26 protein-coding genes and 1 tRNA gene are annotated in these 25,838 nt (G+C 42.3%); 16 read left to right on the forward strand and 11 right to left on the reverse strand.

The window, feature by feature from the left end; all coding sequences use genetic code 11:
• Positions 1–80: 80 nt before the first annotated feature.
• Both ABM313_RS10115 and rpsJ read right to left on the reverse strand, forming a co-directional pair.
• Positions 81–1,094, reverse strand: coding sequence for an MBL fold metallo-hydrolase (locus tag ABM313_RS10115; protein WP_434687711.1), 1,014 nt, complete (start codon positions 1,092–1,094; stop codon positions 81–83).
• A gap of 227 nt (positions 1,095–1,321) precedes the next feature.
• Positions 1,322–1,636, reverse strand: a complete 315-nt coding sequence (rpsJ, locus tag ABM313_RS10120; RefSeq protein WP_009625825.1) for a 30S ribosomal protein S10 — start codon at positions 1,634–1,636, stop codon at positions 1,322–1,324.
• Between the two features lie 302 nt (positions 1,637–1,938).
• Between rpsJ and ndhL the strand changes: the two genes are divergently transcribed.
• The 3 genes from ndhL to ABM313_RS10135 all read left to right on the forward strand — a co-directional run bounded on the left by ndhL (position 1,939) and on the right by ABM313_RS10135 (position 4,237).
• Positions 1,939–2,169, forward strand: a complete 231-nt coding sequence (gene ndhL, locus ABM313_RS10125; protein WP_434687712.1) for an NAD(P)H-quinone oxidoreductase subunit L — start codon at positions 1,939–1,941, stop codon at positions 2,167–2,169.
• 62 nt (positions 2,170–2,231) lie between these two features.
• A complete protein-coding gene (locus tag ABM313_RS10130) occupies positions 2,232–2,561 on the forward strand; it encodes a DUF3007 family protein (RefSeq protein WP_434688435.1) in 330 nt (109 codons plus the stop codon).
• Positions 2,558–4,237, forward strand: a complete 1,680-nt coding sequence (locus tag ABM313_RS10135) for a hypothetical protein (RefSeq protein ID WP_434687713.1) — start codon at positions 2,558–2,560, stop codon at positions 4,235–4,237. Before ABM313_RS10130 ends, ABM313_RS10135 begins: the two co-directional genes overlap by 4 nt.
• Before the next feature lie 27 nt (positions 4,238–4,264).
• Here the strand turns inward: ABM313_RS10135 and ABM313_RS10140 are convergent, their stop codons facing one another.
• A complete protein-coding gene (locus ABM313_RS10140) occupies positions 4,265–5,701 on the reverse strand; it encodes a type IV pilus twitching motility protein PilT (protein ID WP_434687714.1) in 1,437 nt (478 codons plus the stop codon).
• A gap of 154 nt (positions 5,702–5,855) precedes the next feature.
• Between ABM313_RS10140 and map the strand changes: the two genes are divergently transcribed.
• The 3 genes from map to ABM313_RS10155 are packed head-to-tail and all read left to right on the forward strand — an operon-like array spanning position 5,856 to position 8,598.
• Entirely contained in the window at positions 5,856–6,701 is an 846-nt protein-coding gene (gene map, locus ABM313_RS10145) for a type I methionyl aminopeptidase (RefSeq protein WP_434687715.1), read from the forward strand.
• Positions 6,702–6,758: 57 nt separating this feature from the next.
• On the forward strand, positions 6,759–7,433 hold the full coding sequence (locus ABM313_RS10150; protein WP_434687716.1) for an SDR family oxidoreductase: 675 nt from the start codon (positions 6,759–6,761) through the stop codon (positions 7,431–7,433).
• Positions 7,414–8,598 (forward strand): LysM peptidoglycan-binding domain-containing protein, encoded by a 1,185-nt coding sequence (locus ABM313_RS10155; RefSeq protein WP_434687717.1) that lies wholly within the window; start codon positions 7,414–7,416, stop codon positions 8,596–8,598. Before ABM313_RS10150 ends, ABM313_RS10155 begins: the two co-directional genes overlap by 20 nt.
• A gap of 91 nt (positions 8,599–8,689) precedes the next feature.
• Here the strand turns inward: ABM313_RS10155 and ABM313_RS10160 are convergent, their stop codons facing one another.
• Positions 8,690–9,445 carry a hypothetical protein gene (locus tag ABM313_RS10160; RefSeq protein ID WP_434687718.1) on the reverse strand — a complete coding sequence of 252 codons (756 nt, stop codon included), beginning with the start codon at positions 9,443–9,445 and terminating at the stop codon, positions 8,690–8,692.
• A gap of 90 nt (positions 9,446–9,535) precedes the next feature.
• Between ABM313_RS10160 and ABM313_RS10165 the strand changes: the two genes are divergently transcribed.
• Both ABM313_RS10165 and ABM313_RS10170 read left to right on the forward strand, forming a co-directional pair.
• A tRNA-Ile gene (locus ABM313_RS10165) sits at positions 9,536–9,607 on the forward strand.
• A 357-nt stretch (positions 9,608–9,964) separates the two neighbouring features.
• Positions 9,965–10,825 carry a tetratricopeptide repeat protein gene (locus ABM313_RS10170; RefSeq protein WP_434687719.1) on the forward strand — a complete coding sequence of 287 codons (861 nt, stop codon included), beginning with the start codon at positions 9,965–9,967 and terminating at the stop codon, positions 10,823–10,825.
• Positions 10,826–10,954: 129 nt separating this feature from the next.
• On the opposite strand, the gene fmt is transcribed toward ABM313_RS10170, so the two are convergent.
• Positions 10,955–11,890 carry a methionyl-tRNA formyltransferase gene (gene fmt / locus ABM313_RS10175; RefSeq protein WP_434687720.1) on the reverse strand — a complete coding sequence of 312 codons (936 nt, stop codon included), beginning with the start codon at positions 11,888–11,890 and terminating at the stop codon, positions 10,955–10,957.
• A gap of 56 nt (positions 11,891–11,946) precedes the next feature.
• Positions 11,947–13,740, reverse strand: a complete 1,794-nt coding sequence (locus ABM313_RS10180; protein WP_434687721.1) for a DUF389 domain-containing protein — start codon at positions 13,738–13,740, stop codon at positions 11,947–11,949.
• A gap of 226 nt (positions 13,741–13,966) precedes the next feature.
• Here ABM313_RS10180 and ftsH point away from each other — a divergent pair, with 226 nt between their 5' ends.
• The 4 genes from ftsH (at position 13,967) to ABM313_RS10200 (ending at position 18,010) form a co-directional block, all read left to right on the forward strand.
• Entirely contained in the window at positions 13,967–15,838 is a 1,872-nt protein-coding gene (ftsH, locus tag ABM313_RS10185; protein ID WP_434687722.1) for an ATP-dependent zinc metalloprotease FtsH, read from the forward strand.
• 138 nt (positions 15,839–15,976) lie between these two features.
• A complete protein-coding gene (locus tag ABM313_RS10190) occupies positions 15,977–16,648 on the forward strand; it encodes a cold shock domain-containing protein (protein ID WP_434687723.1) in 672 nt (223 codons plus the stop codon).
• Between the two features lie 31 nt (positions 16,649–16,679).
• Positions 16,680–17,357 carry an SAM-dependent methyltransferase gene (locus tag ABM313_RS10195; RefSeq protein WP_434687724.1) on the forward strand — a complete coding sequence of 226 codons (678 nt, stop codon included), beginning with the start codon at positions 16,680–16,682 and terminating at the stop codon, positions 17,355–17,357.
• Positions 17,358–17,566: 209 nt separating this feature from the next.
• Positions 17,567–18,010 carry a UvrD-helicase domain-containing protein gene (locus ABM313_RS10200; protein WP_434687725.1) on the forward strand — a complete coding sequence of 148 codons (444 nt, stop codon included), beginning with the start codon at positions 17,567–17,569 and terminating at the stop codon, positions 18,008–18,010.
• Here ABM313_RS10200 and ABM313_RS10205 read toward each other — a convergent pair.
• The 3 genes from ABM313_RS10205 to ndhO all read right to left on the reverse strand — a co-directional run bounded on the left by ABM313_RS10205 (position 17,975) and on the right by ndhO (position 19,917).
• Positions 17,975–19,146 (reverse strand): IS630 family transposase gene (locus ABM313_RS10205; protein ID WP_434687726.1). Its coding sequence is split into 2 segments (ribosomal slippage): positions 17,975–18,705 and positions 18,705–19,146, totalling 1,173 coding nucleotides; the frame shifts between segments, so codons are not numbered across the junction. The two genes, ABM313_RS10200 and ABM313_RS10205, sit on opposite strands and share 36 nt — an antisense overlap.
• A 46-nt stretch (positions 19,147–19,192) precedes the next feature.
• Positions 19,193–19,468, reverse strand: coding sequence for a 5'/3'-nucleotidase SurE (locus tag ABM313_RS10210; protein ID WP_434687727.1), 276 nt, complete (start codon positions 19,466–19,468; stop codon positions 19,193–19,195).
• Positions 19,469–19,698: 230 nt separating this feature from the next.
• Entirely contained in the window at positions 19,699–19,917 is a 219-nt protein-coding gene (gene ndhO, locus ABM313_RS10215; RefSeq protein ID WP_281007872.1) for an NAD(P)H-quinone oxidoreductase subunit O, read from the reverse strand.
• 195 nt (positions 19,918–20,112) lie between these two features.
• On the opposite strand from ndhO, the gene ABM313_RS10220 reads away from it, so the two are divergent.
• Both ABM313_RS10220 and ABM313_RS10225 read left to right on the forward strand, forming a co-directional pair.
• Entirely contained in the window at positions 20,113–20,361 is a 249-nt protein-coding gene (locus tag ABM313_RS10220; RefSeq protein WP_434687728.1) for a Ycf34 family protein, read from the forward strand.
• Between the two features lie 113 nt (positions 20,362–20,474).
• Positions 20,475–21,431 (forward strand): N-acetylmuramoyl-L-alanine amidase-like domain-containing protein, encoded by a 957-nt coding sequence (locus ABM313_RS10225; RefSeq protein WP_434687729.1) that lies wholly within the window; start codon positions 20,475–20,477, stop codon positions 21,429–21,431.
• 62 nt (positions 21,432–21,493) lie between these two features.
• Here the strand turns inward: ABM313_RS10225 and prmA are convergent, their stop codons facing one another.
• Both prmA and ABM313_RS10235 read right to left on the reverse strand, forming a co-directional pair.
• Positions 21,494–22,417 (reverse strand): 50S ribosomal protein L11 methyltransferase, encoded by a 924-nt coding sequence (gene prmA, locus ABM313_RS10230; protein ID WP_434687730.1) that lies wholly within the window; start codon positions 22,415–22,417, stop codon positions 21,494–21,496.
• Between the two features lie 79 nt (positions 22,418–22,496).
• Positions 22,497–22,898: a DUF4346 domain-containing protein gene (locus ABM313_RS10235; protein ID WP_434687731.1), complete on the reverse strand. Its 402-nt coding sequence runs from the start codon at positions 22,896–22,898 to the stop codon at positions 22,497–22,499.
• Between the two features lie 211 nt (positions 22,899–23,109).
• Between ABM313_RS10235 and ABM313_RS10240 the strand changes: the two genes are divergently transcribed.
• Positions 23,110–24,834, forward strand: coding sequence for a protein kinase domain-containing protein (locus tag ABM313_RS10240; protein WP_434687732.1), 1,725 nt, complete (start codon positions 23,110–23,112; stop codon positions 24,832–24,834).
• A gap of 63 nt (positions 24,835–24,897) precedes the next feature.
• A complete protein-coding gene (locus tag ABM313_RS10245) occupies positions 24,898–25,704 on the forward strand; it encodes a DUF429 domain-containing protein (protein WP_434687734.1) in 807 nt (268 codons plus the stop codon).
• The last annotated feature ends 134 nt before the right edge of the window (positions 25,705–25,838 follow it).

Below are 25,838 nucleotides of genomic sequence, written 5' to 3' on the forward strand. Positions count from 1 at the left end.
TTTAGTTTGCTGTAGTAATATTTTACAAAAGGAAAAGGCGGCGCAATGCGCCGCCTTTTCCTTTTAGCTTTTAATGTGTTCTACGGAATCAAAGGAATTGTGGCACTACGAGTGAACTGCTCATAGGCTGAATCTAGGTTAAGAGGGTATATCGCCTTAAATTTGTAGTCTTTGTAAGCATCAGGAATTTTGGCAAATTTTTCTAATACTTGCTCCTTAGACAAAATTTGACCTTTCCACTCTAGAGCTTGACGTTCTAGCCAACTGAAATAAGCCTGTTGTGCTTGTAAACCCGTTACGTCGGTGACATCACCATGACCGGGGACAACTTTAGCTGCGGCATAAGTTGCAACTAAGCGATACAAACTTCCTTGCCATTGACGAATATCACTATCAGCAGTGTAAGGAATGCGCTTATTGAATACCATATCTCCTGTAAACAGTACTTTCGCATCGGGGATGTAGGCAACTAGATCGGTTCCCGCCGAATGTCCGTCTACGCGCTCAATCCTAACTTGGCGATCGCCTAGCCAAAGATCTGTTTGACTATTGATAATTACTGTTGGTGGTGTTATACCACCAGTATTATTTTTGCCACTTTGAATATATTCACGAATTACGCCGCGCCCTAATACAGGAATTTCCCGCTTCACAAATACGGAATTGCCACCTGTGTGATCAAAGTGATAATGCGTATTCAAGACATACTTAATTGGCTTATCGGTCAATGATTTGACGGTGGAGAGCATCAGTTCACCTAGTTCAGGTGTTTGGAATGGATCGATCACCAACACCCCATCACTACCAATCACAATGCCGCCATTAGCGATCGCCAAAGCAGGACTCGCAGGTGGAAAATCAGTGCTGGCAACTAGGGCATAAATTCCTTGAGCAATCTCTTGTAGTTGCAAGCCTGCATTTTGTAGGCTTACAGTCTTAATACTTGTTTCGGCAGATGGATTTTGAGCCTGAACTTGTGGCTGACTTTGAGCATTAACAGGCATCCACCCATGTCCGAGTGTTATTGACATTACTGTGGCGATCGCCGCCAACAAAAATGCCAAAAGGTATTTAATCTTTAGCTTTTTCAGCATCTTCATTCCTTAGAGCTAGATTTTGAAGCTTAGCAACTTCAAAACTAGTGTAAACCAAATCAAAAACTAAAAAAGAAATGGGGCGCAAAGCGCCCCATTTCCTCAAAATTAAAAAGCCCATAGTTATGAAAGCATTAAACTTGGCGACTCGTTGGTCACCACTCTGCCACTTTCATAATTCTGGGCTTTTCTAAAACATTGCATATGTTGAACTTTAAAGTTGAACTCTAGAGCTTAACTTCGATGTCCACACCTGCGGCTAAATCAAGCTTCATCAATGCATCAATGGTTTTTGCCGATGGTTGGTAAATATCAATAATCCGACTATGAGTACGGGTTTCAAAATGCTCGCGGGAGTCCTTATCTACGTGAGGAGATCTGAGAACGCAATAGATACGACGACGGGTTGGTAGAGGAATAGGACCAACAGCCGCAGCGTTTGTACGATTAGCAGTTTCGACGATTTTTTCGCAGGATGAATCTAGCAGGCGATGATCGAAAGCTTTTAGACGAATCCGAATCTTTTGTTGTTGAGGTGCCACAGTTCTTAGGGATTTATTCGGGTAAAATTTTCAGCGTTTCTTATATTACCACTGCAACAACCTAAAATCAAATTATTTGGAGGACAATTCTGATGATAAAAATCCGATTTTTGAAAGCCAGCCGTAGGCTGGCTTTCAAAAATCGGATTTGGTTGTTTCTATCGCCAGCGGTGCTGGAAATACCTAAATCGTTTCCATAATGAGAATTGATGGGGCTGACTATAGCTTTTTCGATTTGTCGATTACTATCCTGTTACAATTGCTAGATAGATACATCCACACAATTTTATCTAGCTAGAAATATGTCTTTGCTTCTCTCTGCCCCCATATTGGCTGCAATTGTCTATGCCGCGATCGCAGGTACATATTTACTGGTGATCCCCTTAATCGTGTTGTTTTATTTCAAGGCGCGTTGGTACAAAACAGGATCTATAGAAAGAGTGTTTCTATGTTTTCTAGCCTTTTTCTTTTTCCCCGGTTTGTTACTACTTTCTCCCTTCTTTAACTTTCGACCCACAGCACGGCAAATTTAAACCCAAATTAAACTGAGCACTTCCTGCTCAGTTTAATGAAAAATATTTCAGAGACTAAAAATATGCGCCGCATTGATGCCATAGCAATTACCCTTGCTTTTTTTGGATTTGGTGGAGTTGCCTTTTGGGTGTTTCGCTCCTCTGGCTTAGATGCGACTAATGCGGGTGTTTGGAGCCAAGTAGTTTTAGTAGGTGTATTAATCGCTTGGATCTCCACCTATGTATTTCGGGCTGTCACAAAGACGATGACTTATAATCAGCAGCTAGATGAGTACAAAAAAGCAGTTCTGACTAAGAAGTTAGAAGAAATGTCTCCTGAAGAAAGAGAGACTTTACTAGCAGAAGTAGCTACTGAAAATCTAATAGCTCAAAATGCCGCCAAAGATGAATGAATCAGCGATCGCCTTACTACTCTCTATTTCATCCTAAGCCACTTGCTAAGCGGATTAGTTCTTTTGGCTTCCCAAGAGATTTGGGCGATCGCTTTCAAATAGTGCAGAAATGGTTGTATTTTGCAAAAGATGGTGAACCATCAAACCTGATTGCCGAAGCTCAATTTTTGCATGATATTTTTGTTGACATTTTGGGATATAAATCTCCCTTTGAGAGCAATGGGGGGGCTTGGGAATTAGAACTACATCCACACCCTGCCCTTGGATTTTTTACAGAAACTTCAGCTAATGTAATTGCTGAAATCCGAGTTAATGCTGCCGAAGAAGGGGCGATCGTTAAGCCAGAACCAGAACATGAAGCAACTGAATGGCTAATTGTCTTGGATTATCGAGAAATATGTCTTTATCATCGCAATGTATCGAGCCTATTCTGTCAGAGATTTGCTTGGGACTCGTTAGCAGATCTAGAGCAACTTAAATCCTTTTACTTTTTATTGTCAAGGCGAACTCTTCTTAGAGGAATCGCCAATAGTGAAGAGCGATCGCGTACCACTCATTTACTAGAAGAATCTCATCAACTGGAATCTGAAGTTCTCAAAAATTTCTATAGTCACTATTACAAAATTCGTAGTCAACTGATCAAAGATTTCCGCTATCGGCTCCAACTCTTAGCACATCCTGTTGAAGATGCCGAAAATCCTCTCCAAATCAAAGCCGAAGATGCGATCACGATCGCTATTTATCAAGCTCAAAAGCTCTTAAATCGGATCTTGTTTGTGGCTTATTGCGAAGATCGGCAGCTTTTACCTGAAAATTTAATTAAAGACGCTTATGAGTTTAAAAACCCCTACATTGTGCAACCGATTTGGGAAAACTATAAAGCCATATTTAATTGGGTGCAAAATGGTAATGCGACTTATCACAACCCCATTAATGCTTATCCATTTAGTCTATTTGAGAGCGATCGCATTTTAGATCAGGCTTTGTTTGTGGGTGATGAGCTATGCCGTCAGATTAAAGAGATTGCCCGCTTTGATTTTAACGAAGATATTACGCGCCATATTTTAACTTGTCTGTTTGATGAATCAATTAAAGAATTATCCCAATATCGTAAAGATTTAAGTAATCTCAGTAAACGACGTACCCCTAAATTACCTTGTAAAGCAATTTTGCAAAGTGAGTCAGTAATTCGTGCCTTGCAGCAGCATCTATCGGGATTAAAACATAATTGCGATAGCGATAGCCAATTTGCTCAAGATACTCTAGCCTATTGCCAAGAATATCAAGAACGTCTATTAAAAATCAAAGTTATTCATCCTAAATGTGGTGCAGGCGTATTTCTAGCAACGGCTTTAGAATTTTTACTTTCTGAACATGAGCGCATTCATTATCTATTAAATAAGTTTTCAGATAATTCAGACAATGTAGAAGCGATCGCTCACAAAACCCCAACAGAAGTAGTAACGCATATCTTGCAACACAATCTTTTTGGTTGTGATGTTGTTGAAGAATCTATTGAAATCACCCGTCTTTCACTCTGTTTGCGATCGCTCGAAATCAATGCATCATTGCCAGACTTTGAACGCAATATTCAACTAGGTGAATTAGCAAATTGTGATTTTGGTGAAGAGTTTAGAACTGCAAGCGATCGGGGCGAAGTGATCATCTTAAAATAGCAAATGCCCCTAAGGGGCATTTGCTATTTACATGCGACCACGTAGCATTTGTGCCATTTCATTTGGTTTTGGCGAGTTCTCTACCGCAGTTTCCTCGGTAATCCGACCATCTTCGTAGAGCTTATAGAGTGACTGGTTCATGTTGACCATTCCTTCATAGGTACATTTAGGAATTAGAGCCTCAATTTCATCCACTTCACCTCGCTTGATGTAGTCACGTACCGCATCAGTATTGATCATGATTTCATGAACGGCGGCTCGCTTCCCATCGGTGGTACGCACCAATGATTGAGCAATAACTCCCACCAAAGATTCAGAGACTTGAATCCGCATCGGACCTTGCTGTTCAGGTTCGTAAAGGTTGAGAATCCGCTCAATCGTTTTCACCGCACTATTGGTGTGTAATGTTCCAAACACTAAGTGTCCTGTTTGAGCTGCTTTGAGTGCAGTGTTCACGGTTTCTTTGTCGCGCATTTCCCCAATCAGAATGATGTCAGGATCTTCGCGTAAAGCTGCCTTCAGTGCATTATCAAACTTAAGGGTATGGATACCAACTTCCCGTTGTTTGATCAGTGCTTTTTTACTTTGATGCACAAATTCAATCGGATCTTCAATGGAAATTAGATGCTTCTGCATTTCACTATTGATGAAGTCCACCATTGCCGCCAAGGTAGTTGATTTACCTGAACCCGTAGGACCAGTTACGAGAATCAACCCTTTGTGCGTATAGCAAAGCTCACGGAATACCTCTGGCAAACCAAGCTGATCAATCGACAAAATCTTGAGGGGAATCAGTCGCAATACCATGGCTGAGCCACGTAACGAATCAAAAACATTGATCCGACAACGGGCAAATTCGTACTGAGTTGCGCCGTCAAACTCTAGGGTGTCTCGAAATTGCTGGATTTGCTTGTCATCCATAATTTCTGTCAACCAGGTATCAAAGGTTTGCTTATCTGGGACTGGATATTGCTCCTGTGTCACCATTAAGCCGCGACTCCGAAATCGGACTGGTTCATTTACGCCAGCATGAATATCAGAACAGCCTTGTTCATGGGCATCTTTGACGATCTGGGCGAGAGTGGGTTGCCCAGTACTTCGCTGCAAAATCGCTGGTACACCTAGTCCTGGTAAGTTTGGCGGTGGACCTGGACGAATTGGCGGACGGGGATTTGGTGGTGGTGGCACACTCGTAACTTGAGTGTCTGTGGGAATTGTCATCTGGGCTTGGCGGGCGGCGGCGGCAGCACGGGCTTGTTGCGCTGCTTGTGCTTGTTGCAGTTGTGCGGGAGTGAGTCCAGCACGGGCTTGTTGTGCAGCCTGCGCTTGAGGATTTGGAGGTGCTTGAGGATTGGAGGGAGGAGCGACACGCTGCTGGGCGGGTGCGGCGGGGTTTGTACGTGGCTGTGGCACACCACCACCTGAAGAAGGTGGCGGTACGGGAGGCATCCCAGATTGCGTCATAGTTGAACCTCGAAAAGTGCTGTAGGTGGGGATCAGATTTGATGAGGAGCTTTTTGCTATTCAAATTCTGCTATTTGACCTAAAAATAACCAATCCTGTTACTTAATAGGCTAAAAATATATTAGCCCTTGTAAATACTATCCTCAAATAATTAATGAATATTCTCAGTGCCCTGCGATCTAAACCGAGCGCAGAAAGCAAAAAACCTGCTAAGCAATCAACTCCTAAACAAACCAAAGGTATTGAAATTAAGTCTCAACGTGAGTTGGACTATATGCGTGAATCATCTCGCATTGTGGCAACCGTACTCAAAGAAATTTCGGAGATCATTGCCCCAGGGATGACTACGATGGATCTCGATGCCCATGCGGAGAAGCGAATTCGGGAAATGGGTGCTGTTCCTAGCTTTAAGGGATATTGTGGCTTTCCTGCTAGCATTTGCTCCAGCATTAATAATGAAGTGGTACATGGTATACCTAGTGCTAGAAAAGTAATCAAGCTTGGCGATCTAGTAAAGATTGATACTGGTGCTTTTAAGAATGGATTTCATGGAGATTCTTGCATTACTGTCGCTGTTGGCAATGTTAGCGAGAAAGCTGCTAAGTTAATGCGTGTTGCCGAAGAGGCTCTTTTTAAAGGGATTGAGCAAGTGAAGCCAGGTAATTGTATGCTCGATTTGGCGGGAGCAATTGAGGATCATGTTAAGGCTAATGGTTTTGCAATTGTCGAAGATTTTACAGGTCATGGAGTGGGGCGGAATTTGCATGAAGAACCTTCAGTATTTAATTTCCGTACCCACCAGTTGCCAAATGTGCGCTTTCGTCCAGGAATGACCTTGGCGATCGAGCCAATTCTGAATGCTGGTTCAAAGCGAGTAAGGATTTTAGCCGATAAGTGGACAGCAGTAACTGTGGACAATCAACTTTCGGCGCAGTTTGAACATACGGTTTTGGTGACTGAAACTGGATATGAAATTTTTACCGATCGCTCTAAAGTCTAAGCAAGATCAAAAAACTTTGCGCAGCAAAGTTTTTTGATGAAATAGATGAAATAACCTATGCAAAATATTTTTCTAGCTGGTTCTAGTCGTGGAGTTGGGCGCGAAATTGCCAAGCTGCTACTAGAAAATGAGCCGCCATCAGTAAATTTATTAGTATTGCTACGCAATCCTACTTACGCAGTTGAACTAGAGGCACTGGGCGCAAAGACCGTATTTGGTGATGCCTTAAACCCTGCTAATCTCGAAGTGGCTTTACATGGTCGTGCAATTGATGTAGTGATTACGACCATGGGTGGTTTGCCAAGCGATCGCGGTGAACGTGCTGACTGCGAAGGCAATAAAAATCTGATTGATGCTGCGGTCAAGGCGGGAGTCCAGAAATTTGTTCTGGTTTCCTCGATTGGTAGTGGTAATAGTGTGGTGGCGATCGCCCCGCAGGTATTGCAAACATTGGGTGCAATCCTCAAGGAAAAAGAAAAAGCTGAGCAATATCTAGTTGCTAGTGGCTTAACCTACACAATTATTCGCCCAGGCGGATTGAAGTCCGAAGTTGCCACAGGAAACGCTGTACTTACAGAAGATCCTACGGTTGCGGGGATTATCCATCGTGCTGACGTTGCCAAGTTAGTTTGTGATTGCGTCACTTCTGATAAGGCAAATAATAAAGTTTTTTCAGCAATTGATCGGAATATGCTGTTTAAACCTGTAGAGTTTGAAACGTTCGATTTGTGAGACAGCTATGCAGGAATATATTGTTAGAGCTGGAGATACGCTATCAGCGATCACGAGACGCTTTTTGGGTGCTAATGGTGATTGGCGCGAGATTGCCCGACTTAATAACATTACTAATCCCGCAAGTCTGCAAATTGGTCAAAGACTGCTAATTCCTGTTGCTGCAAGACCACCGATCGCCCAAAATCCTGAAGTCGCTATGGTCAGGAACACATTGCAGGGAGTTTATCCTCCCAATAAAACTGCAATTTCTTTTACCACCGTTGGCAGTGATGTGATCGCCAAGTTGTTAAATACAGGACAACAAGAACCCTTTGCCAAAACTAGAGATCTGGGGCTATATCGCCTAGGAATTTTTAAACTGCGTGATTTTATAGCCTATGGCTCAAGCTTACTCCAACAGGTGCAGATGAGTTCTTCGGAAATCAAGGTAATGTTGGTAACTTCGGCAAATGAAGGTAGCCTTGATGCGATTAATACTTGGGATAGTCAATATCTCAGTTTTGGTATATTTCAATGGACATTAGGAAGTGCAGGACAACAGGGTGAATTACCTGCATTACTCAATAATTTAAAAAGGCGTTATCCGTCAGAGTTTCAATATTATTTTGGACAATTTGGCTTGGATGTTACTTCTCTAGATGGCATCACGGGCTGGATGTCCCTCAATGGCAATCGTCTAGTTAATGCCGCCGATAAAAACCTGATGCGACAACCTCTTTGGGCGTTACGGTTTGCGATCGCAGGTATGGATGCGCTAGTGCAGTCGGTACAGGTGTTACATGGGATTTCTCGACTAGATCGCTTTTATTTTACGCCCACCCAAACTTTGCAAGGATTTGCCCTTTCTCAACTGCTAAGCTCAGAATTTGCGGTCTCTTTACTGCTTGATCACCATGTCAATCGTCCTAGCCATGTGATTCCATGTGTTGCTGACGCGATCACGAGATCTGGTTTAACTCCTGCTCAGGTTGCTCAAAGCTCTATCGATAATGAAGCTCTAGTTATTCAAAATTATTTAACCCTGCGCGAAACTTTTGGCGGCACAAGTGCCATGACTAAATCCCGTGAACGTGCTGAACTCGCCAGACAGGCTATCTCTACTAACAATCTTTCTCCCCAGAGATTTTCATTTCGCTCTAACCGTCAAGCAAGATTTATTTAAAAGAAATGGCTTGTTTGCAAGATATTTCTGAACAAATAAAGGCGGCGCAAAGCGCCACCTTTATTTGTTCTAGAAGCTTTACAAGCTCATGTCAGCGTCGATTGAGATCTACGGTGCTAGGAGTTAGTTGATTGGGAATAAACAAACTGCCTGATGGTTGTGGCAAAACCTCAATAATCTCGACAGTAACTCGTCTAGGGTTGCTTACTAAAGCTGCGTCTCGATCTTCCCAGCGATCGCGGATAGGTGTTAGCTCTACTGGCGTAGACAATAAAGATAGAGATGGACTGTTAGCATTATTCGCAATAGGGCGATCAAAATTGTCATAGGTGCTGCGACTGCTGGTATAAACCCTCTGACGTAAAGCGGCAATTCTTGCTGCGATCCGTGCATCAGCATTCTCAGAAACCGCTAGAGGATCTCGCATGGAATTGTAGGCTCGGTCAACTCTGTTGTATATCCTTTTGCGATCGCTAATGTTAGCCTTAGCTACAAAAGCTGGTCTTGTCAGCCCCCCTAGCTCTTGCTGCGATCGGGCTTGCATTTCGGCTATGACTTCAGCTTCATCTAAGAAAAAAGAAGTTTTACCGTCAGTTTGACTTTGAGGAGAAGCTTTCGGTGACTCTTTAGGCTTAGAGGCTGGACTCGCCTTAGGTAATTTTATCCCCGCAGGTGAAGGGTTAACTCCTTCAAGTGCTTGTTTACCAAAGCTATAAGCTACTAGCCCAGCTACAGAACCGACTACAATCATGGCGAATAGCAGCACCAGACTATAACTTAGTCTAAATTTTTTAGGTGGCTTTTTTTTCTTGCGGAGACGCTTTTGGGGTTGGGGTGTTGCCATCACAAACTTGTTTAGCTAATAATTGCTATTAGGCAACCTGCAAGGTAGCTTGTTTGATAGCATATAATACTTACGTCTATAATCACAATATTCCCAAGGTTGGCTGACTGGTAAAGCAAACGACTCATAATCGTTGATATGTCGGTTCGATTCCGACACCTTGGATTTAATCAAACAGCAGCGAGTAAATAACTTTCATTCAATAAATGCTTATGGAGGCGGACAATTATTAAACAACTACAGTTCTGAAGTTGTTAGACTTATCTCCAAAGAGAGCAAGCTAATTCCATCTTGTGACATGTTTTTATATCCGTAGTCAAATTTATTTAGTACAATTCAAAACCAAAGAAATGAGGTGTAGTAATCCTCGCCGCCCATCATTTCTTTGGTTTTATACCTTAACAAGACAGTTGTAAAATTTGGAAGGTTTTGAGTGCGCGCACGCACTCTCACAACCTATTTAGGATTGCTATAGTTACAGTTGGGGTAGACTATGATGTATTTGATTTTAGGGTAAATATCGTGACACAACGTACAGCAAGGCAATGGATTATTAATGGGGTCTTAATTGTAGTTACGCTCTCGTTTTTGGGTGTATCGATCGCCCCACTGATTGGCGGCTTATTTGCCCCACCTGCCCAGCAAGCAGCTAATAACCCCAACCAAAACACATCAGAGCAAGAGCGGATAAAAATTCAGATCGAGGGGTTTGAGGCTGTACTAAAAAGCGATCCTAAAAATCAAACTGCGCTAATTGGGCTTGTAAATCTTAGAAATCAACTTGGCAAAGTTAAAGAAACCATTGAACCTTTGCAAACCCTTGCTGATGCTTTTCCAGATCAGCCCGAATATCGGATGACCTTGGCACGTACTTACATCGAACTCAAAGATCCTAAAAATGCATCAGCAGAGTACCGCAAGATTTTAACTACTAAACCAGGATATATCCCTGCAATCCAAAGTCTAGTCAGTATTGAGCTAAACGATAAGCGTCCTGAAGCGGCGATCGGGATTCTCCAAGATACTCTCAAGACTGCGGAAACTGCTAACAAAGTCCAAGCAAATACAGTGGATACTGGTTCAGTACGTTGGATTTTGGGAGAAGTCTATCGTCAACAAAACCGTATTGATGACTCGATCGCCACATACGATCAAATGATTAAGGAAAATGCCAAAGATTTTCGTCCCTACGTTGGTAAGGCTCAATTAAGACAAGTTCAAGGTAAGGAAGACGAAGCTAAGAAACTTTTTGATAAAGGGTTAGAGCTTGCTCCTGCTGAATTTAAAGATGAAGTAAAACGACTCGCTTCTCTTCCTGCACAAAAGGCTCCTTTTACTGATCCAGCCCAAGCTCCTAGTAATGCTCCAGTTAAAAAACCATAAGCAAAAGTAGCCCTGCACTCAAGTACGGGCTAAAAGCTCAAACCCTTGAAAGCGGGTTAATTAGAATAATTCTTTAGTCTGCTTCAGCAGACTTGAGCCTTTAGCCAAGAACTTGAGTTCTTGGCTTTTTTATGACAAAGATTCGCCGATCTCTATTCTCATACCATTAACGAAATCCCAACCTGATTGTAATTTTTTACCCGCAGGCTGAACTTCTTTAACTAGCAATAGCCCTTTGCCAGTCTGTACCACAAATCCTTTGCCTTTGCGAATCTCTGCCACTGTTCCCACAAGATTAAGATTCTCATCTTCACAAATAACTTCTGTCTTTGTAATTTTCAATCTTTGTTCACGAAAATCCGTGTAGCAGTTGGGATAGAAAGCACGAATCCGATTATGCAAGGTGATCGCCTCCAGATTCCAGTCTAGTTGCCAATCTTCGCGCCCAATCATTGGCGAATAGCAGGATAAAGCATCATCTTGAGGCTCAGGTGTAATCGTCTCTACGCGCCGTAAAGTATCAATTAATAAATCTGCACCAAGGTTGGCTAATTTTATACTCAAGGTGTCAGTGTTGTCTTCAGGCAAGATTTCTAATTCGGCTTTTAGTAACATTGCCCCTGTATCAATGCCTGCATCCATTTGCATGGTCGTAATACCTGTGATGCTTTCACCATTAGCAATCGCCCATTGGATCGGAGCTGCACCCCGATATTTTGGCAGCAATGAACCATGTACGTTAATGCAGCCATGCTTTGGCATATTCAAGATTTTTTGTGAAAGGATTTGACCATAAGCTACTACAACAAAGACATCAGCTTCAAGTGATTCAATTTCAGAGAGTACAGCTTTATCCTTTTTGAGGCGATCTGGTTGCCAAATTTTTAGATTGGGATTTCGAGCGATCGCGGCGGCTTTGACTGGGGACGGACTCACTTGGCTACCACGCCCACGTCTTGTATCGGGTTGTGATACCACGCCCACCACTTCAAAGTCTGGTTCGGACAATAATTTTTCTAAGGTCGGAACAGCAAAATCGGGAGTTCCAAAAAATACAATACGCATAGTAAATTCAAATAATAAATCAGCTATGTTGCGCGAAGTGCAGCATAGCTGATTTATTATCCCTCTTTTGGATTGATCGCAAACTGAAATAACACTTTCCCATCCTGTTGTAAATTTTGGGATTCGGAACCTGTAATATTGAGATTTTGAGTAATATCTAAACGATTATTGGGAACTTGCCATTTAGATTCTAAATATGAGACGATCGATTGAGTCCGTACTTTTCTTAATGCATTACTCTCTAGATTCCGCAAGCTGACTGACATCAATAACTTGAGATTAGGATAACGTTGCAGTAAACTCCCAATCTGATCGAGTTTTGCATTAGCGTCGCTAGGTAATGATGTTTTGTTCTCCTCAAAAATAATCTCTCCCCCATTGGTATTGATATATTCTAAATTTATCTTTGCCTCGGCTATGCCGATCCTTGTCTTCACATCTTGAATTACTAAGGCTTGGGCATCAGCACTAATTGGGCGATCGCTCAAATAAGTAATCGCCAATAACATTGATTGGGATTTGCCAATAGTTATGGCATAGTCGAGTAATTGTGCATTTGGTGGCAAAGATAAATCGGCGATCGTCGCACCAAGATCCTGTAAGAGGTTAAACTGCAATTCACTGAGACTAGGTGGTTTAACCACCGCAGGCAAGGCAACTTCTTCCTTCTTAGCCAAAATCTCATTAGAAGCAGTGGGAATCTCAGTCAAAATAAATTGAATTTGTTGAGGATTTTTACCTAGTTTTTGAGCTAGTTCTTGAACATACTGTTCCTTCTCAGCCTCAGAATAAAGTTTGCTGGTAAATACATTTAATCGTAAAGTCACAAACTGATTTTGTTCTGTAATCGAGATTCGCTCTATAGAAGAGCGCAACTGACCATCTGGATCATTACTAAATCTAGCTTGCCAAATATTAGTTGCATTACGACGCAGAGTGTTTTGTTGTTGTTTCTGAGTGACCTCCTCGCCTAATCGACCAAAGGCACTGCTGAGGGGAACTAAAAGAGCCAAGATCGTTAATACTGCTACCAACAGTCTTCCTGGTAGGCTTCCAATTGGGCGTAACCTTTTCAAGAAAACATAACGACCCAAGAAATTTTGCACAGCTAGACTTTCTTGATCGCTAGATTCCCATAGTTTTACTCTTTCGCGCACTGTTTCTGTGTCAATGTGCAGCATCAGAAAAACTAATAAAGATGCAAAGGAAATTGCCACTAAGTTAGTCAGGAATAACAAACCACCACCCTTAGCAATCTGTAAACCTTCATTCCAATTTAGACTGAAAGAAACACCAATGCCAAAGCCGACTACACATAACGGAGGCATTAGAGCCACAGCGATCGATACCCCTGGGATGGAAGTAACTACTCCTTTGACAGGACGGCAAATCGCGATCGCCCCGATTGCACCCGAGAACAGAGCCACACCCAAGTCCAATGTATTTGGTTGTGTTCGAGCTAAGATTTCACTAGTTGTTTCCTTAAAGGGCAATGTAAAAATCAGCAATATGGCAAAACTAATTGCCACAGAACAACTCAAGGTAAGATTGGCGATCGTCCTTGCTAACAAAATAAAATCCCCAGCCGCCAAAGCCAATCCAAGCGAAAGAATTGGTCCCATCAAAGGGGAAATAAGCATTGCCCCAATAATTACCGCAGGACTATTTAGCACCAAACCTAACGTCGCGATTCCTGCTGCAAAAATGATTTGTAACCAATAGGTTGTATCTCTTAAAGTCGCAGCTTGCGAAATTTCTAGATACACCTCAGTTTTGCGTTGCTCATCTACCCCCATTTGTGAAGCAAGGCGATCGCGATAAGTTTGCCAGAAGTCCATATATTTAGCCATATTGGTAAATTATCGGTTTTTAGTGTCTAAAAAAACAATTAAACCCCAATATTAACGAGTTGGGCTTAGCTCGCCTTGATAAATTGCGATGCACTACTATCGATCCAAAGATGGATTCTGGCGTGACTTGGACAGATTCTAGACCGCTTGCGTTAAGATTAGTTAATTAAATCATCCGTTCTTGGCAAAATCGTCTAGGAACACCTCTATTGATGGAGCAGTAGTAGTGAAAAGCAATAATAAAAACGACAATAATAATAAAAAGTGGAAAAATTTTGGTTTATATGCACTGCTAGGCATTGTTGTCATTACCTTGGGAACAACCCTGCTCGATAGTCAGCCGCCCACCCAAGGTGAATGGCGCTATAGCAAGCTACTTGAAGAAATCAGAAAAAAACCTGCTGGTGTCTCCAGAATCACTCTTAGCCCTGATCGCACTTTTGCTGAAGTAACAGTTCCTGGTGGACCTGAAGGCAAGAAAAAAGTTCGCGTAAATCTACCTAATGACCCTGAGTTTGGCAAAGTTGTTCAAGAAAATAAAATTGAACTGGATGTTGCTCCTCGTCGTACTGATGGCGCTTTAGTCCAAACCTTGAGCAGCTTAATTTTGCCAATTTTGCTATTAGTCGGTTTGTTTTTCCTACTACGCCGCGCTCAGTCTGGACCTGGCAACCAAGCCATGAACTTTGGTAAGTCCCGCGCTCGCGTGCAGATGGAGCCTCAAACCCAAGTAACTTTCACCGATGTTGCTGGTATTGAACAAGCCAAATTTGAACTTACTGAAGTTGTAGACTTCCTCAAAAATCCTGATCGCTTCACAGCAGTTGGCGCAAAGATTCCTAAGGGCGTACTGCTCGTTGGACCTCCTGGAACTGGTAAAACTCTTCTAGCCCGTGCGGTTGCGGGTGAAGCTGGCGTACCTTTCTTCAGTATTTCTGGCTCCGAATTTGTCGAAATGTTCGTCGGTGTGGGTGCATCCCGTGTACGTGACCTATTCGAGCAAGCCAAGGCTAATGCCCCTTGTATCGTCTTCATCGATGAAATTGATGCCGTCGGTCGTCAACGTGGCGCTGGTCTCGGTGGTGGTAACGATGAGCGTGAACAAACCTTGAACCAATTGCTCACCGAAATGGATGGCTTTGAAGGTAATACAGGTATCATCATCGTTGCGGCAACTAACCGCCCTGATGTATTAGATGCAGCGTTACTACGTCCCGGTCGTTTCGATCGCCAAGTTGTTGTTGATCGCCCCGACTTTGCTGGTCGTCTTGAAATCCTCGGAGTCCATGCACGCGGCAAAACTCTATCTAAGGATGTTGATCTGGAAAAGATTGCCCGTCGTACCCCCGGATTTACAGGTGCGGATCTGTCTAACCTCTTGAACGAAGCTGCTATTCTCGCGGCACGTCGTAACTTGACCGAAATCTCCATGGACGAAATCAATGATGCCGTCGATCGCGTCTTGGTTGGACCTGAGAAAAAAGATCGCGTGATGAGCGAAAAGCGCAAAGAATTAGTTGCTTACCATGAAGCAGGTCATGCTCTGGTTGGAGCATTGATGCCCGACTATGACGCAATCCAAAAGGTAACAATCATTCCTCGCGGTCGTGCTGGTGGTTTGACATGGTTCTTGCCTACTGAAGAGAGAATGCAAAGTCGTGCTTACTTGCAGAACCAGATGGCAGTTGCCCTTGGTGGTCGCATTGCCGAAGAAATTGTTTTTGGTGATGAAGAAGTTACTACGGGTGCATCCAGTGACCTTCAACAAGTTGCATCGATCGCTCGTCAAATGGTGATGCGTTTCGGGATGAGTGAGAAGCTTGGTCCAGTTGCCCTCGGACGCTCCAATGGCAATATGTTCCTTGGTCGTGACATTGCTGCTGAGCGTGACTTCTCTGAAGAAACAGCGGCAACTATCGATGAAGAAGTTGGAATTTTAGTAGCTGATGCTTATCGCCGCGCTAAGCAACTTCTCGTTGATAACCGTCATGTTCTCGATAAGATTGCCCATGATTTGATTGAGCGCGAAACTGTCGATGCTGACGAGCTACAACAAATTCTAGAAACCAGCGATTTGAAGTTAGCAGCAGCTTTGTAATCACAACTGCTTTAAATTAATTTCCACAAAATGCAGACGATACAATGTATCGTCTGCATTTTTTATGTTTTTCTTGGTTGGAAATCTAAGCTGTCATTTTAGGTTAATCTAGGAAAAAGACAAAACTAACGATATTTTATGCAATCTTTTCCACATCAGGGGCAATTAACAACTTGGAAAGATGATCGAGGGTTTGGATTTATTAAACCTAATGATGGCAGTAAAGAAGTTTTCTTACATATCAGTGTGTTAAGAGGAGCAAGCCGTCGCCCCATCGTGGGAGATACCATCTTTTACGAAAAAGTTACTGAAGAAAGCGGAAAAATACGTGCATCTAAAGCTTCAATTCAAGGTGTTATCAGCCAACCTAATGTATCAAATCAAAGATCGCGTAATTCTAATCAAATATCTAATAATCAATCGAAAGTTAAGCAAATAGACGGAAATACACCAATCAACAAACGCGATATGCGTAAAGCGATGCAGAAGGTAATACCTACTGTGTTTTTGATTGGTTTAGGGATTAGCTTAATTTCGCCTGCAACAAATTTTGTGCGTAGTCAATTTGTAAAGCCCTCTAAACAGACTTCCCCATCTCCAGCTATACCCGTAAACTCTCCAATCGCAGCCACGGCAAATCAAAACTGTACTATCAAAGGCAATATTTCAATCAGTACAGATGATCGCTTGTATCATCTGCCAAATATGCGTGATTACGCGATCACCAACATTGATGAAACTAAGGGAGAGCGATGGTTTTGTACAGAATCTGAGGCGATCTCTAATGGTTGGAAGAAAGCACCAAGATAAAATTAGGTAAAACTATATCTCGACAGTAATCATGATGATCTTAGATCGCGTTGTTCCATTTGGACGCTCTAAAACTGAGTATGATTTAATGTTCGATCTTACAGAAAGCGATCGCCTTAAATCCATAATTGGCATAGGCGATGGACCAGCAAGCTTTAATGCCGAAATGACTGCCGTAGGTTATCAAGTTACATCGATCGATCCGATTTATCAATTTACAGGTGCAGAAATTAAAAGTCGCTTTGATGCTTGTATCGATGGCATTATCGAACAGGTTCGCAATAGTCCAAATAACTGGGTATGGAGCTATCACAAGTCTCCTGATGACTTACGCGCAAATCGTGAGAAGGCTATTTCGTTATTTCTCAAAGATTATGATCGCGGCAAAATTGAAGGTAGATATCTCAATGCCGAACTACCCAAACTAGATTTTCAAGATAAGCAGTTTCAGCTTGCCCTATGTTCACATTTTCTGTTTCTCTATTCTGAACATCTTAGTTCTGAATTCCATTTAGAATCAATCCGCGAACTATGTCGCATCGCTGAAGAAGTGCGGATTTTCCCATTATTGAACTTGGCTCAAGCGCGATCTCCTTACATCGATCAAGTTTGTAGCATATTAGCTAATGAAGGCATTAGCTCAGAAATTCTGCAAGTCCCCTACGAATTACAAAAAGGTGGCAATCAGGCGATTATTTTTCGACAATAAAAAAGATCTCATGGAGAGCCATTTTTATTAATGTGGAACGGTGGACTAGCCCTCCTAGTTTGAGTTCGCCATTTCTATCAGATTTTTTAATTCCATAGATGAGAGGCACTATCTATAAATCTTTGCAATTCATAGTGATTGCACGAGTATCAAGGTTAAATGAAAACTGCTATAAGTAATCAAAGCTAATGCCTCTACCTGAAGTATAAATGTCCTGTAATGAACTAAATCCTGAACAAGGTGCGATCGCTAGTCATACTGAAGGCGCAATTTTAGTGTTGGCTCCTGTTGGTACAGGCAAGACTCGTGTTTTAGCAGAACGAGTTCTATGTGCAATCAATAGAGGTACTTCTCCTCAAAAAATTCTTTGCCTGACGTTTACGAATCGCGCCGCCAAGGAAATGAGCGGTCGGCTATCTCAATACTGTCCAGAGCAGTTCCGTCATATAACGATTAAGACTTTTCATGGTCTATGTGCCTCGTTGCTAAGAGTTGAGGCACGTCAGTTTGGCTTAGCGGCAGATTTTGCTATCTATGACGATGCAGACTGCATTGAATTACTTAAAGAGGTTTTTGCTTTGACGGATGATCGAGAAGCTCAGCAATTATTTGTTGATTTAGCTAACTGCAAAACTCAGGCTAGTAGACAGTGAAGTAATTATTGACGGATAGAGGCGATGCAATTTAATTCGAGCATCAGCAGTAGTAAATTGCCAGTTAACTTTACAAGAGAGAGAATTTCTGCAATTTTGCCAAGCTGAGATTTCCTGAATCAAAAGCTGTTTATCAGGAATACGACGGTCGAGACATTGCCGATTTAAAACACTCAACTCAATTTCAGCCATGTTTAGCCAACTACCATGTTTAGGCGTGTAGTGAAATTCGATTTTGTCCAGAATTCTTCTGGCTTCAGAAGGCAAAAAAGCCTTGTAAAGAGATGCTTTAACGTGAGTATTTAGATTGTCTTGAGTCAGCCGAATCTTGATGGCATGGGGATAACGTTGGTCAACCAAATATTTGATTTGGTGAGCATAATCAATTTGGGTACGATGGTCAGTCACGACCACATGCCGACATCCAACTAAAGGCTCAAACATCATAAACAAATTACAAACGCCTTCGCGTTGATATTCATAGTCATAGCGTTCGACTTGTCCTGTTGATGCGGGTATAGGTGGTCTGACTTCAGAAATTAATTGCTTAGAGCTTTCATCAAGACAAACTAAGGGGTAATCAGGGTCATAAGGCAGAGTGTACAAATCGAGAATTTCTTCCATCTGGCAAACAAACTCAGCATTAGCTTCAGGAGGTATCACCCATGATGCATTTAACCAAGGCTTAAGTTCGTTTTTTTTAGCACCTGTCTCACACTTTCATGGGAAATACTCTCGACATATCCCATAGTGACAATTTGGTCAGCTAATAATCTTAATGTCCAACGACTACGACCTTCTGGTGGACTACTGCAAGCTATAGCTATCAAATGTGCTTCTGTTTCTCTGTCTAGTTTTTTCAGTTTCAATGTATGCCGTGGACGGGGTACGAGTGCATTGTATAATCCCTCTTCGACAAATCTTTGCCTCACTCGTTCAATTGTTCTGATGCTGATGTTAAAAATGTCACTAATCGATTGCTCTTTCCATCCTCCTTCCTCTTGATTCTCATCGGCTTTTAGCAAAATATGAGCATGATTAATTTTGGCTGCTGCTGATTTGCCATTTTTGGTGATTTGTTCTAGCTTTTGTCTTTCTTCTTCGCTTAACTTCACTTTGTATCGTTTTGCTGGCATAGATTTTTCCTTACTCTTTTCCTATGCCTTTATCTTACCCGTCAATTTATCTTTGACCGTCTACTAGTTTCACATCACTATACAAATGTGAGATCGCCACCCTTACACAGTCCGCAGGAGAGCCATCAATAGTATAGGTATGTTCGTCACGTTGAGAAATTGCGATCGGTGCATGGGTAGTGACTTGATGTCCGCATCCTGAATATTCACGGATTGGTGCAGCGATCGCCCCTTTAGTTCCAAATGCTAGTTCTGTAGCTTGCTGCAAAGACCAAATCCCTTCAGCATCAATGCCATCATCATTGGTCAAAATAATTGTCATGTTTGTTAAAGTGCTTTACGCTAAATTAAAAACCATAGAGATTTTTGAAAGCGTCGCGAAGCGACGCTTTCAAAAATCTCTACGCTAAAACGATCTCTTACAGCAATTACCGATCAAACGAACCACAAGAAAAATCTTGAAAGTGTTGCTTTGCAACACTTTCAAGATTTTTCTTGGTTTGGGTTTGAGCGCGAATCGCTGTATGTTTGAGCGCAAAGTGCTGTAAATGATTAAGCAGCTTGTTCTTCTAGTTGATCCTTGTGTAGCCAAATTACAGGAGTTGGCACTTTACCAAATTTAATTTGGACATAATCACCACGAAACTCCAATACTTCTCCCCATGTTTCAAATAGGTAAGAAGACCAGCGAGTATCATTTGCCATTGCCTCAGGGCTATTTTCTAATTTTTCACGAATAGCGCGAACGAGTGTGCCTTTCTTCAGTGCCATAGTGTTTAATGCAACAAATTATTAAGGATTTATAACTGCTAGTAGGTATTGTATAGCAAACCGATATGTTGTTTTCAGCGCCTACGGCGCTGAAAACAACAAAAAAATCCAAAAGACAAGTGGCGGCGCTTCGCGCCGCCACTTGTCTTTTGGATTTTTTTGTTAGGATAGCCCCATGAATTAGGTATAACTGCCATGTGCATCTGCATCAATTGCACCTATGTCGATCGCTGCACCACCTATCACTCTGTTGAATCGCTACATTTGCAACCACATTTGACAGATCATCCAGACTTTGAAGCAATCTCACCAACGATTAATGTCAATATTCGTACTGAGTCTGAAGACATTCAAATGGAATGGGATGTGGTCGGTTGTGAGAGTTTTGCCCAAGAGATCGGAAAATGGATGAAATTACGACCTGGGGAACTGGTTCCGACATAAAACCCCAAAGATGAGTGGCGGCGCTTCGCGCCGCCACTCATCTTTGGGGTTTTATGTTCTCAGCAAAACTTATGTTGCTATACTGCTAAGCCTATGGACTGAGTGCAGGGTTTATGCAAGAAATTGACAATCTATTTTTTATGTGTTCCTTGCTAGGCAACATATTTATCGGGTTCCCTACCAATAATTGTATTCAGCATCAGCAAGAGCAACCTCGACTAATATCTAAGCAACAGATCACTGCACCTCACCAGCGATCCGATGCAAATATTGATACCCCAATTGATACCCAAAAGTTAGAATATCAGCGATTGATGCAGTCATTTGGAGATCGCCAGTTATCCCAATTAACCATAGACAAAGTTCTGCAAACTGTATCTGCCAAATTTCTAGGTGCAACCTATCGCGAAGGTTTATTAGATCAAAGTGACAGTGAAAAACTATTTATCTCACTTACAGAATTCGACTGTGTACTTTTTGTGGAAACGGTTTTAGCATTCTCACGCAATTTACTTTCCCAAAGCCCAAGTTACGAGAATTTTGTGGAGAATGTACAAACAGTTCGTTATACAGATGGCAAACTAGATGGTTATTGCAGTCGTTTGCATTATTTCTCAGCATGGATACGCGACAATCAAAAAAGGAATATTTTGCGCGATCGCACTGCTGAATTAGGAGGGATTCCCCTCAATAAGACTCTGAACTTTATGAGCAGTAACTGGCAAAAGTATCCACGTCTAAAGAATAGTGAAGCTAACCGTCAATGCATTTTAGCAATGGAAAAGCAGATCGCATTAGAGATGCGATCGCATCCACTACGATATATTCCTAGCTCCAAAATTCGTTCTATCTATCCATTACTCAAAGCGGGTGACATTATTGCTGTGACGACTGATATTCAAGGGCTGGATACTACGCATACAGGCTTTGTTTATCCTACTAGCAATGGGCTTGGACTGATCCATGCATCACCATCAGGAAGAGTCAAAGTTTCTCCCGATTTACAGCGTTACGTTGAAGGGGTTGATCATGCGATTGGCATCATGGTTGCAAGCCCCATTCACCCATAGGGACAATTAATTCATCGACTCTACAGAATATTAAAGAACAAGGAGCTGAAGCTCCTTGTTCTTTAATATTCTGATCGCCTAATTGTCAAACAAGCCCATTCTTGCCGCTTCCAAAATGTAGCAATTACCCATTTGTGGGCATCCAGAGCTTCAGCAACCTTTGGTACTTGTTCAACTAAAATTCCACTTAAAATCCCCCAGCCATTTTCACCAACCAGCTTATCGAAATGGGGAACCATATCAACAATGATATCGGCAAGAATATTACAGGTAAAACCATTCGCAGGCGCAGGCATATGGGCAATCAAATCTTGAATACTGCCTTCTGCAACCCAGATTTTATCTTCAGAAATATCATTGAGCTGGCGATTGTGATTAGTTGCCTTGATTGCCAGAATATCATTATCGATCGCGTAGGTTTGACTTGCTCCAATCAGCAAAGCCCCAATACTGAGAATCCCTGAACCACAACCAACATCGGCAACCACGATGTTATCTTCGGGCTTTGCACCCCAAAGACGCATTTCTAAAGCTTCTAAACAAAGCTGTGTCGTGGCATGAGCGCCAGTACCAAAAGCACTGCCAGGATCGAGACGTAGAATTTTGCGATCGCCATCGGTGGGTGGATCAATCCATGCTGGATAAATTACTAGCATGTCACCGATTTCCTGTGGACTCCAATGTTGTTTCCAGCTTGATGACCAATCTTCGTCGTTAATTACTGTCCATTGGGTAATTGGTGCTTCATAATTCCAAGCGATCGCATCTTGCTTTAGCCATAGCGCCAAAGCCGCTAGATCTAAAACGTTACCTTTTTCAACAGGCAAATAACTACTAATGCGAATCTCTCCATCTTTTTTTTGGCTTGCCATTCCTTGACAGCCAAAATTTTGTAATCGCCAGAAAATCTGCTCTTCTAGAGACTGTTCGGCTATAACTTGGATTTCCCACCAACTGTTGTTAGAGGTAAGGCTCAAAGGTGACATCTGGCGCTTATGACTATGATATGAGTGATTATATTTGGGTATATGCGATCGCGTGAAGCGCTGAATATCGTAACAATCTCTAGTCTTGGATATACTCTTGTTGCTGCAACAAGGCTAATTCTGCTCGCTGCGCTTCGCGTCCTAAATATGCAGCATGGTCAAACAGTGTAACAGGACAAGGTTGAGTGTTTTCAAAGATTTCTACACATAGTTCCTTAGCAGTACGACCTGTAAAGAACTGCACTGCTTGACGATCAACTTTACCTCTAGCAGGAATTGGTTTTCCTGTCTCAGGATCAACGGCTAAGCCCTGATCGTTGATGATATTGCTATAGTGCTTTGCACAAATTAAATTTTGTTGGCGATCCACATAAATAATAAAGTAGCCACTAGGATCGAGAGCTAGCGATCGCTTTGATAATTGCTCATCAATGTTCTGGAGTTGTTGAGTAAGTATGTTCGTGTCAGCAGTCAAGTTCATTAACTTTGAGGCAAAAGAATATTTTTCTTATCTATGATACGACTTACAGCGCTGAAGTTTTGCAGAACTAACTAATCCTATACAATGAAACATAGCAATCCTAGATGATTTTTGAGAGTACTCCTTCGGGGTGCTCTCAAAAATCTGCAAGTCTTACAATATATAGCAAGTTTCCCACTTGCCATAGCCTATAACTAGAGGGGCGATCGCCATGCCAGCCAAAGTACTTGATGGACGTTACAAACTAATTAAGCAAATCGGTGCAGGTGGATTTGGGCATACATTTATTGCGAGGGATATGCGCCGCCCAGGATCGCCACCCTGTGTAGTCAAGCAACTAAAACCTGCTAGTGATGATCCTAGCTTTATTCGGGAGGCAAGACGGCTATTTAACACTGAGGCAGAAACTCTCGAAAAGTTAGGCAGGCATGACCAGATCCCGCAATTGCTTGCATACTTTGAGGAAGATAAGCAGTTCTTTTTGGTGCAAGAATTTGTAGAAGGGCGATCGCTTCATGACGAACTCAAAGCACCATTGCCTGAAGTGTCAGATTTAGACAACACACCTCAAGATCGAATTCTTGCAGAATTAGATAATATTGATGCACCCCCAAGAGACAAGCAACTAAGTGAAGTTGAAGTACTCAAAATTTTGAAAGATGTTCTTGATGTTTTGGAATTTGTTCATTCAGAAGGGGTAATCCATCGTGATATTAAGCCAGATAACTTAATTCGCCGCAAAAAAGATCAAAAAATTGTATTAATCGACTTTGGTGCAGTGAGAGCTATGCAAGATGCTAGTACCCAACTAACTGCCAACGAGAAAGGGGAATCAAGATTTACGGTCACCATTGGTACACCTGGTTATATGCCCAGCGAGCAATGTGCAGGCAGACCGACTTACAGCAGTGATATTTACGCTTTAGGGATGGTGGCGATTAAGGCTCTTACAGGCTACGGACCTACTGATTTACCAACCGATCCTGCTACAGGGGAACTAGTTTGGCGCGATAAAGCACAGGTTAGCAATGGACTAGCCATGGTACTGACTCGAATGGTGCGATATCACTATACACAACGATATCAATCAATACGTGAGGTCAATCAAGGTATTAGCACCTTTGCTACGATGACTGAAGTGGAGCGTCAAGCAACTACAAGTAAGATTGTCAGGTCAACTATTCTCACTGGAACGGACAATTTAGCTAAATCTAATGCAGCGACTTCCTACAAATCTAGTTCTCCGACTCGTCGAACAGTTCCTGCTCCATCTGCTAGCTCTAATTCAGGAGTTCTATTTCTATTTGGTGGACTGTTGGCAGTAGTAGCGGTAATTGCTGCTTTTGCTTTACCAGCAATGATGCGAAATAATCAGCCCGCAGTTATTGTCAATAATCCAGCAATACCTGTCAAGCCGATAGTACCTGAAGCTAGTCCTAGTCCAACATCGGCAACGATTGCTAATACTTCCCTAAATCAAGTTATCAATTTAGAAGCTAACAAAGATTCCTTCTTTCCTAACAAGATCGTGGGCGATGGCACACATACTTATACAATTCAGGCTAAGTCTGGTCAATTGCTCAGTACAGCGATTACAGGTAGTGGACTATTACTTACTGTCCTGAATGCTCAAGGGGTTCCCCTATCCAATGCTGTTAATGTTGTCAATGCCGATGTCCCCATTACATCTGATGGAGCCTATGTCGTGCAGATCAAGGGGATTGGAGGCACTTCTGAAATTCCCTATCAATTAAAACTCAATCTGAAGGAGACGGCGATCGCTCAACCAACAGCCAGTCCCACAACTCCTCCCTTAACTTCTCCATTAGTGTCACCAACTCCCACAGCAGGAACACCTAGTCCTAGCTCTCCAACACCTACCGCAACACCCACACCTCCACCTCCACAAATAGAAATCAAAGTTAGAAACAGATAAGAACTAGATTTTTTGTAGCGCGGCAAAGCCGCGCTACAAAAAATCTAGTTCTTTGAGAACATCATGAAAATATATGGAATTGATTTTACGAGCGCACCTAGTAAAACTAAGGTAATTACTTGTGTAGAGTCATTTCTAGAAACGGATATTCTACATATTGAGAAGTTCTATCGCTTTACAGACTTTCTCTCTTTTATGGATTTTCTTCAGCGATCGCCTTCTTGGATTGCGGGAGTTGATTTCCCTTTAGGACAACCACGCAAATTAATCGAGAACTTGCGATGGGGAGAAACTTGGGCAGAGTATGTAGCTCTCATTGGGCAAATGACAAAGCAAGAATTTGTAGAAACCTTAAATCAATATCGTCAGGGTCGAGCTAACGGCGATCGCGAACATCTACGCCAAACTGATCGACTCACAGGCGCAATTAGTCCGATGAAAATTTATGGTGTGCCTGTAGGAAAAATGTTTTTTGAAGGTGCACCCAGAATGCTTAAGGCAGGGTTTAGCATTTTGCCTTGTCACCCGACTAATGATTCACGCATTGTCATTGAAATTTATCCTGCACTAATCGCAAGAAGTATCATCGGCAAGCAAAGCTATAAATCCGATAACAAGCAAAAACAAACCTCGGAAATGCAATTTTTGCGCCAAGAGATAATTAATCAGGTGCGATCGCCTATATCTCAGATAGAATACGGCTTTATTGTCGAAGTTAATCAACAGCTTGACGGGGAATGTGTAAGTGATCCATCAGGAGACACAATTGATGCTGTACTTGCGGCAATTCAAGCAGCACAGGCTTCTCGACAAGTAAACTGTGGAATTCCTGAAACCTGCGATCGCCTTGAAGGATGGATCTGTGCATAACAAAAGCAGCACTTCGTGCTGCCTTTTTTGCCAAAATATTGTGAGGCGGCGCTTCGCGCCGCCTCACAATATTTTGGGTTTTATGTCCTAATACCAATTCACGAAAGTGTGGCAACACTTTTGTGAATTAAAAA

The sequence above is a fragment of the Pseudanabaena minima str. Chao 2107 genome, from assembly GCF_051131155.1.
Lineage (GTDB): Bacteria > Cyanobacteriota > Cyanobacteriia > Pseudanabaenales > Pseudanabaenaceae > Pseudanabaena > Pseudanabaena minima.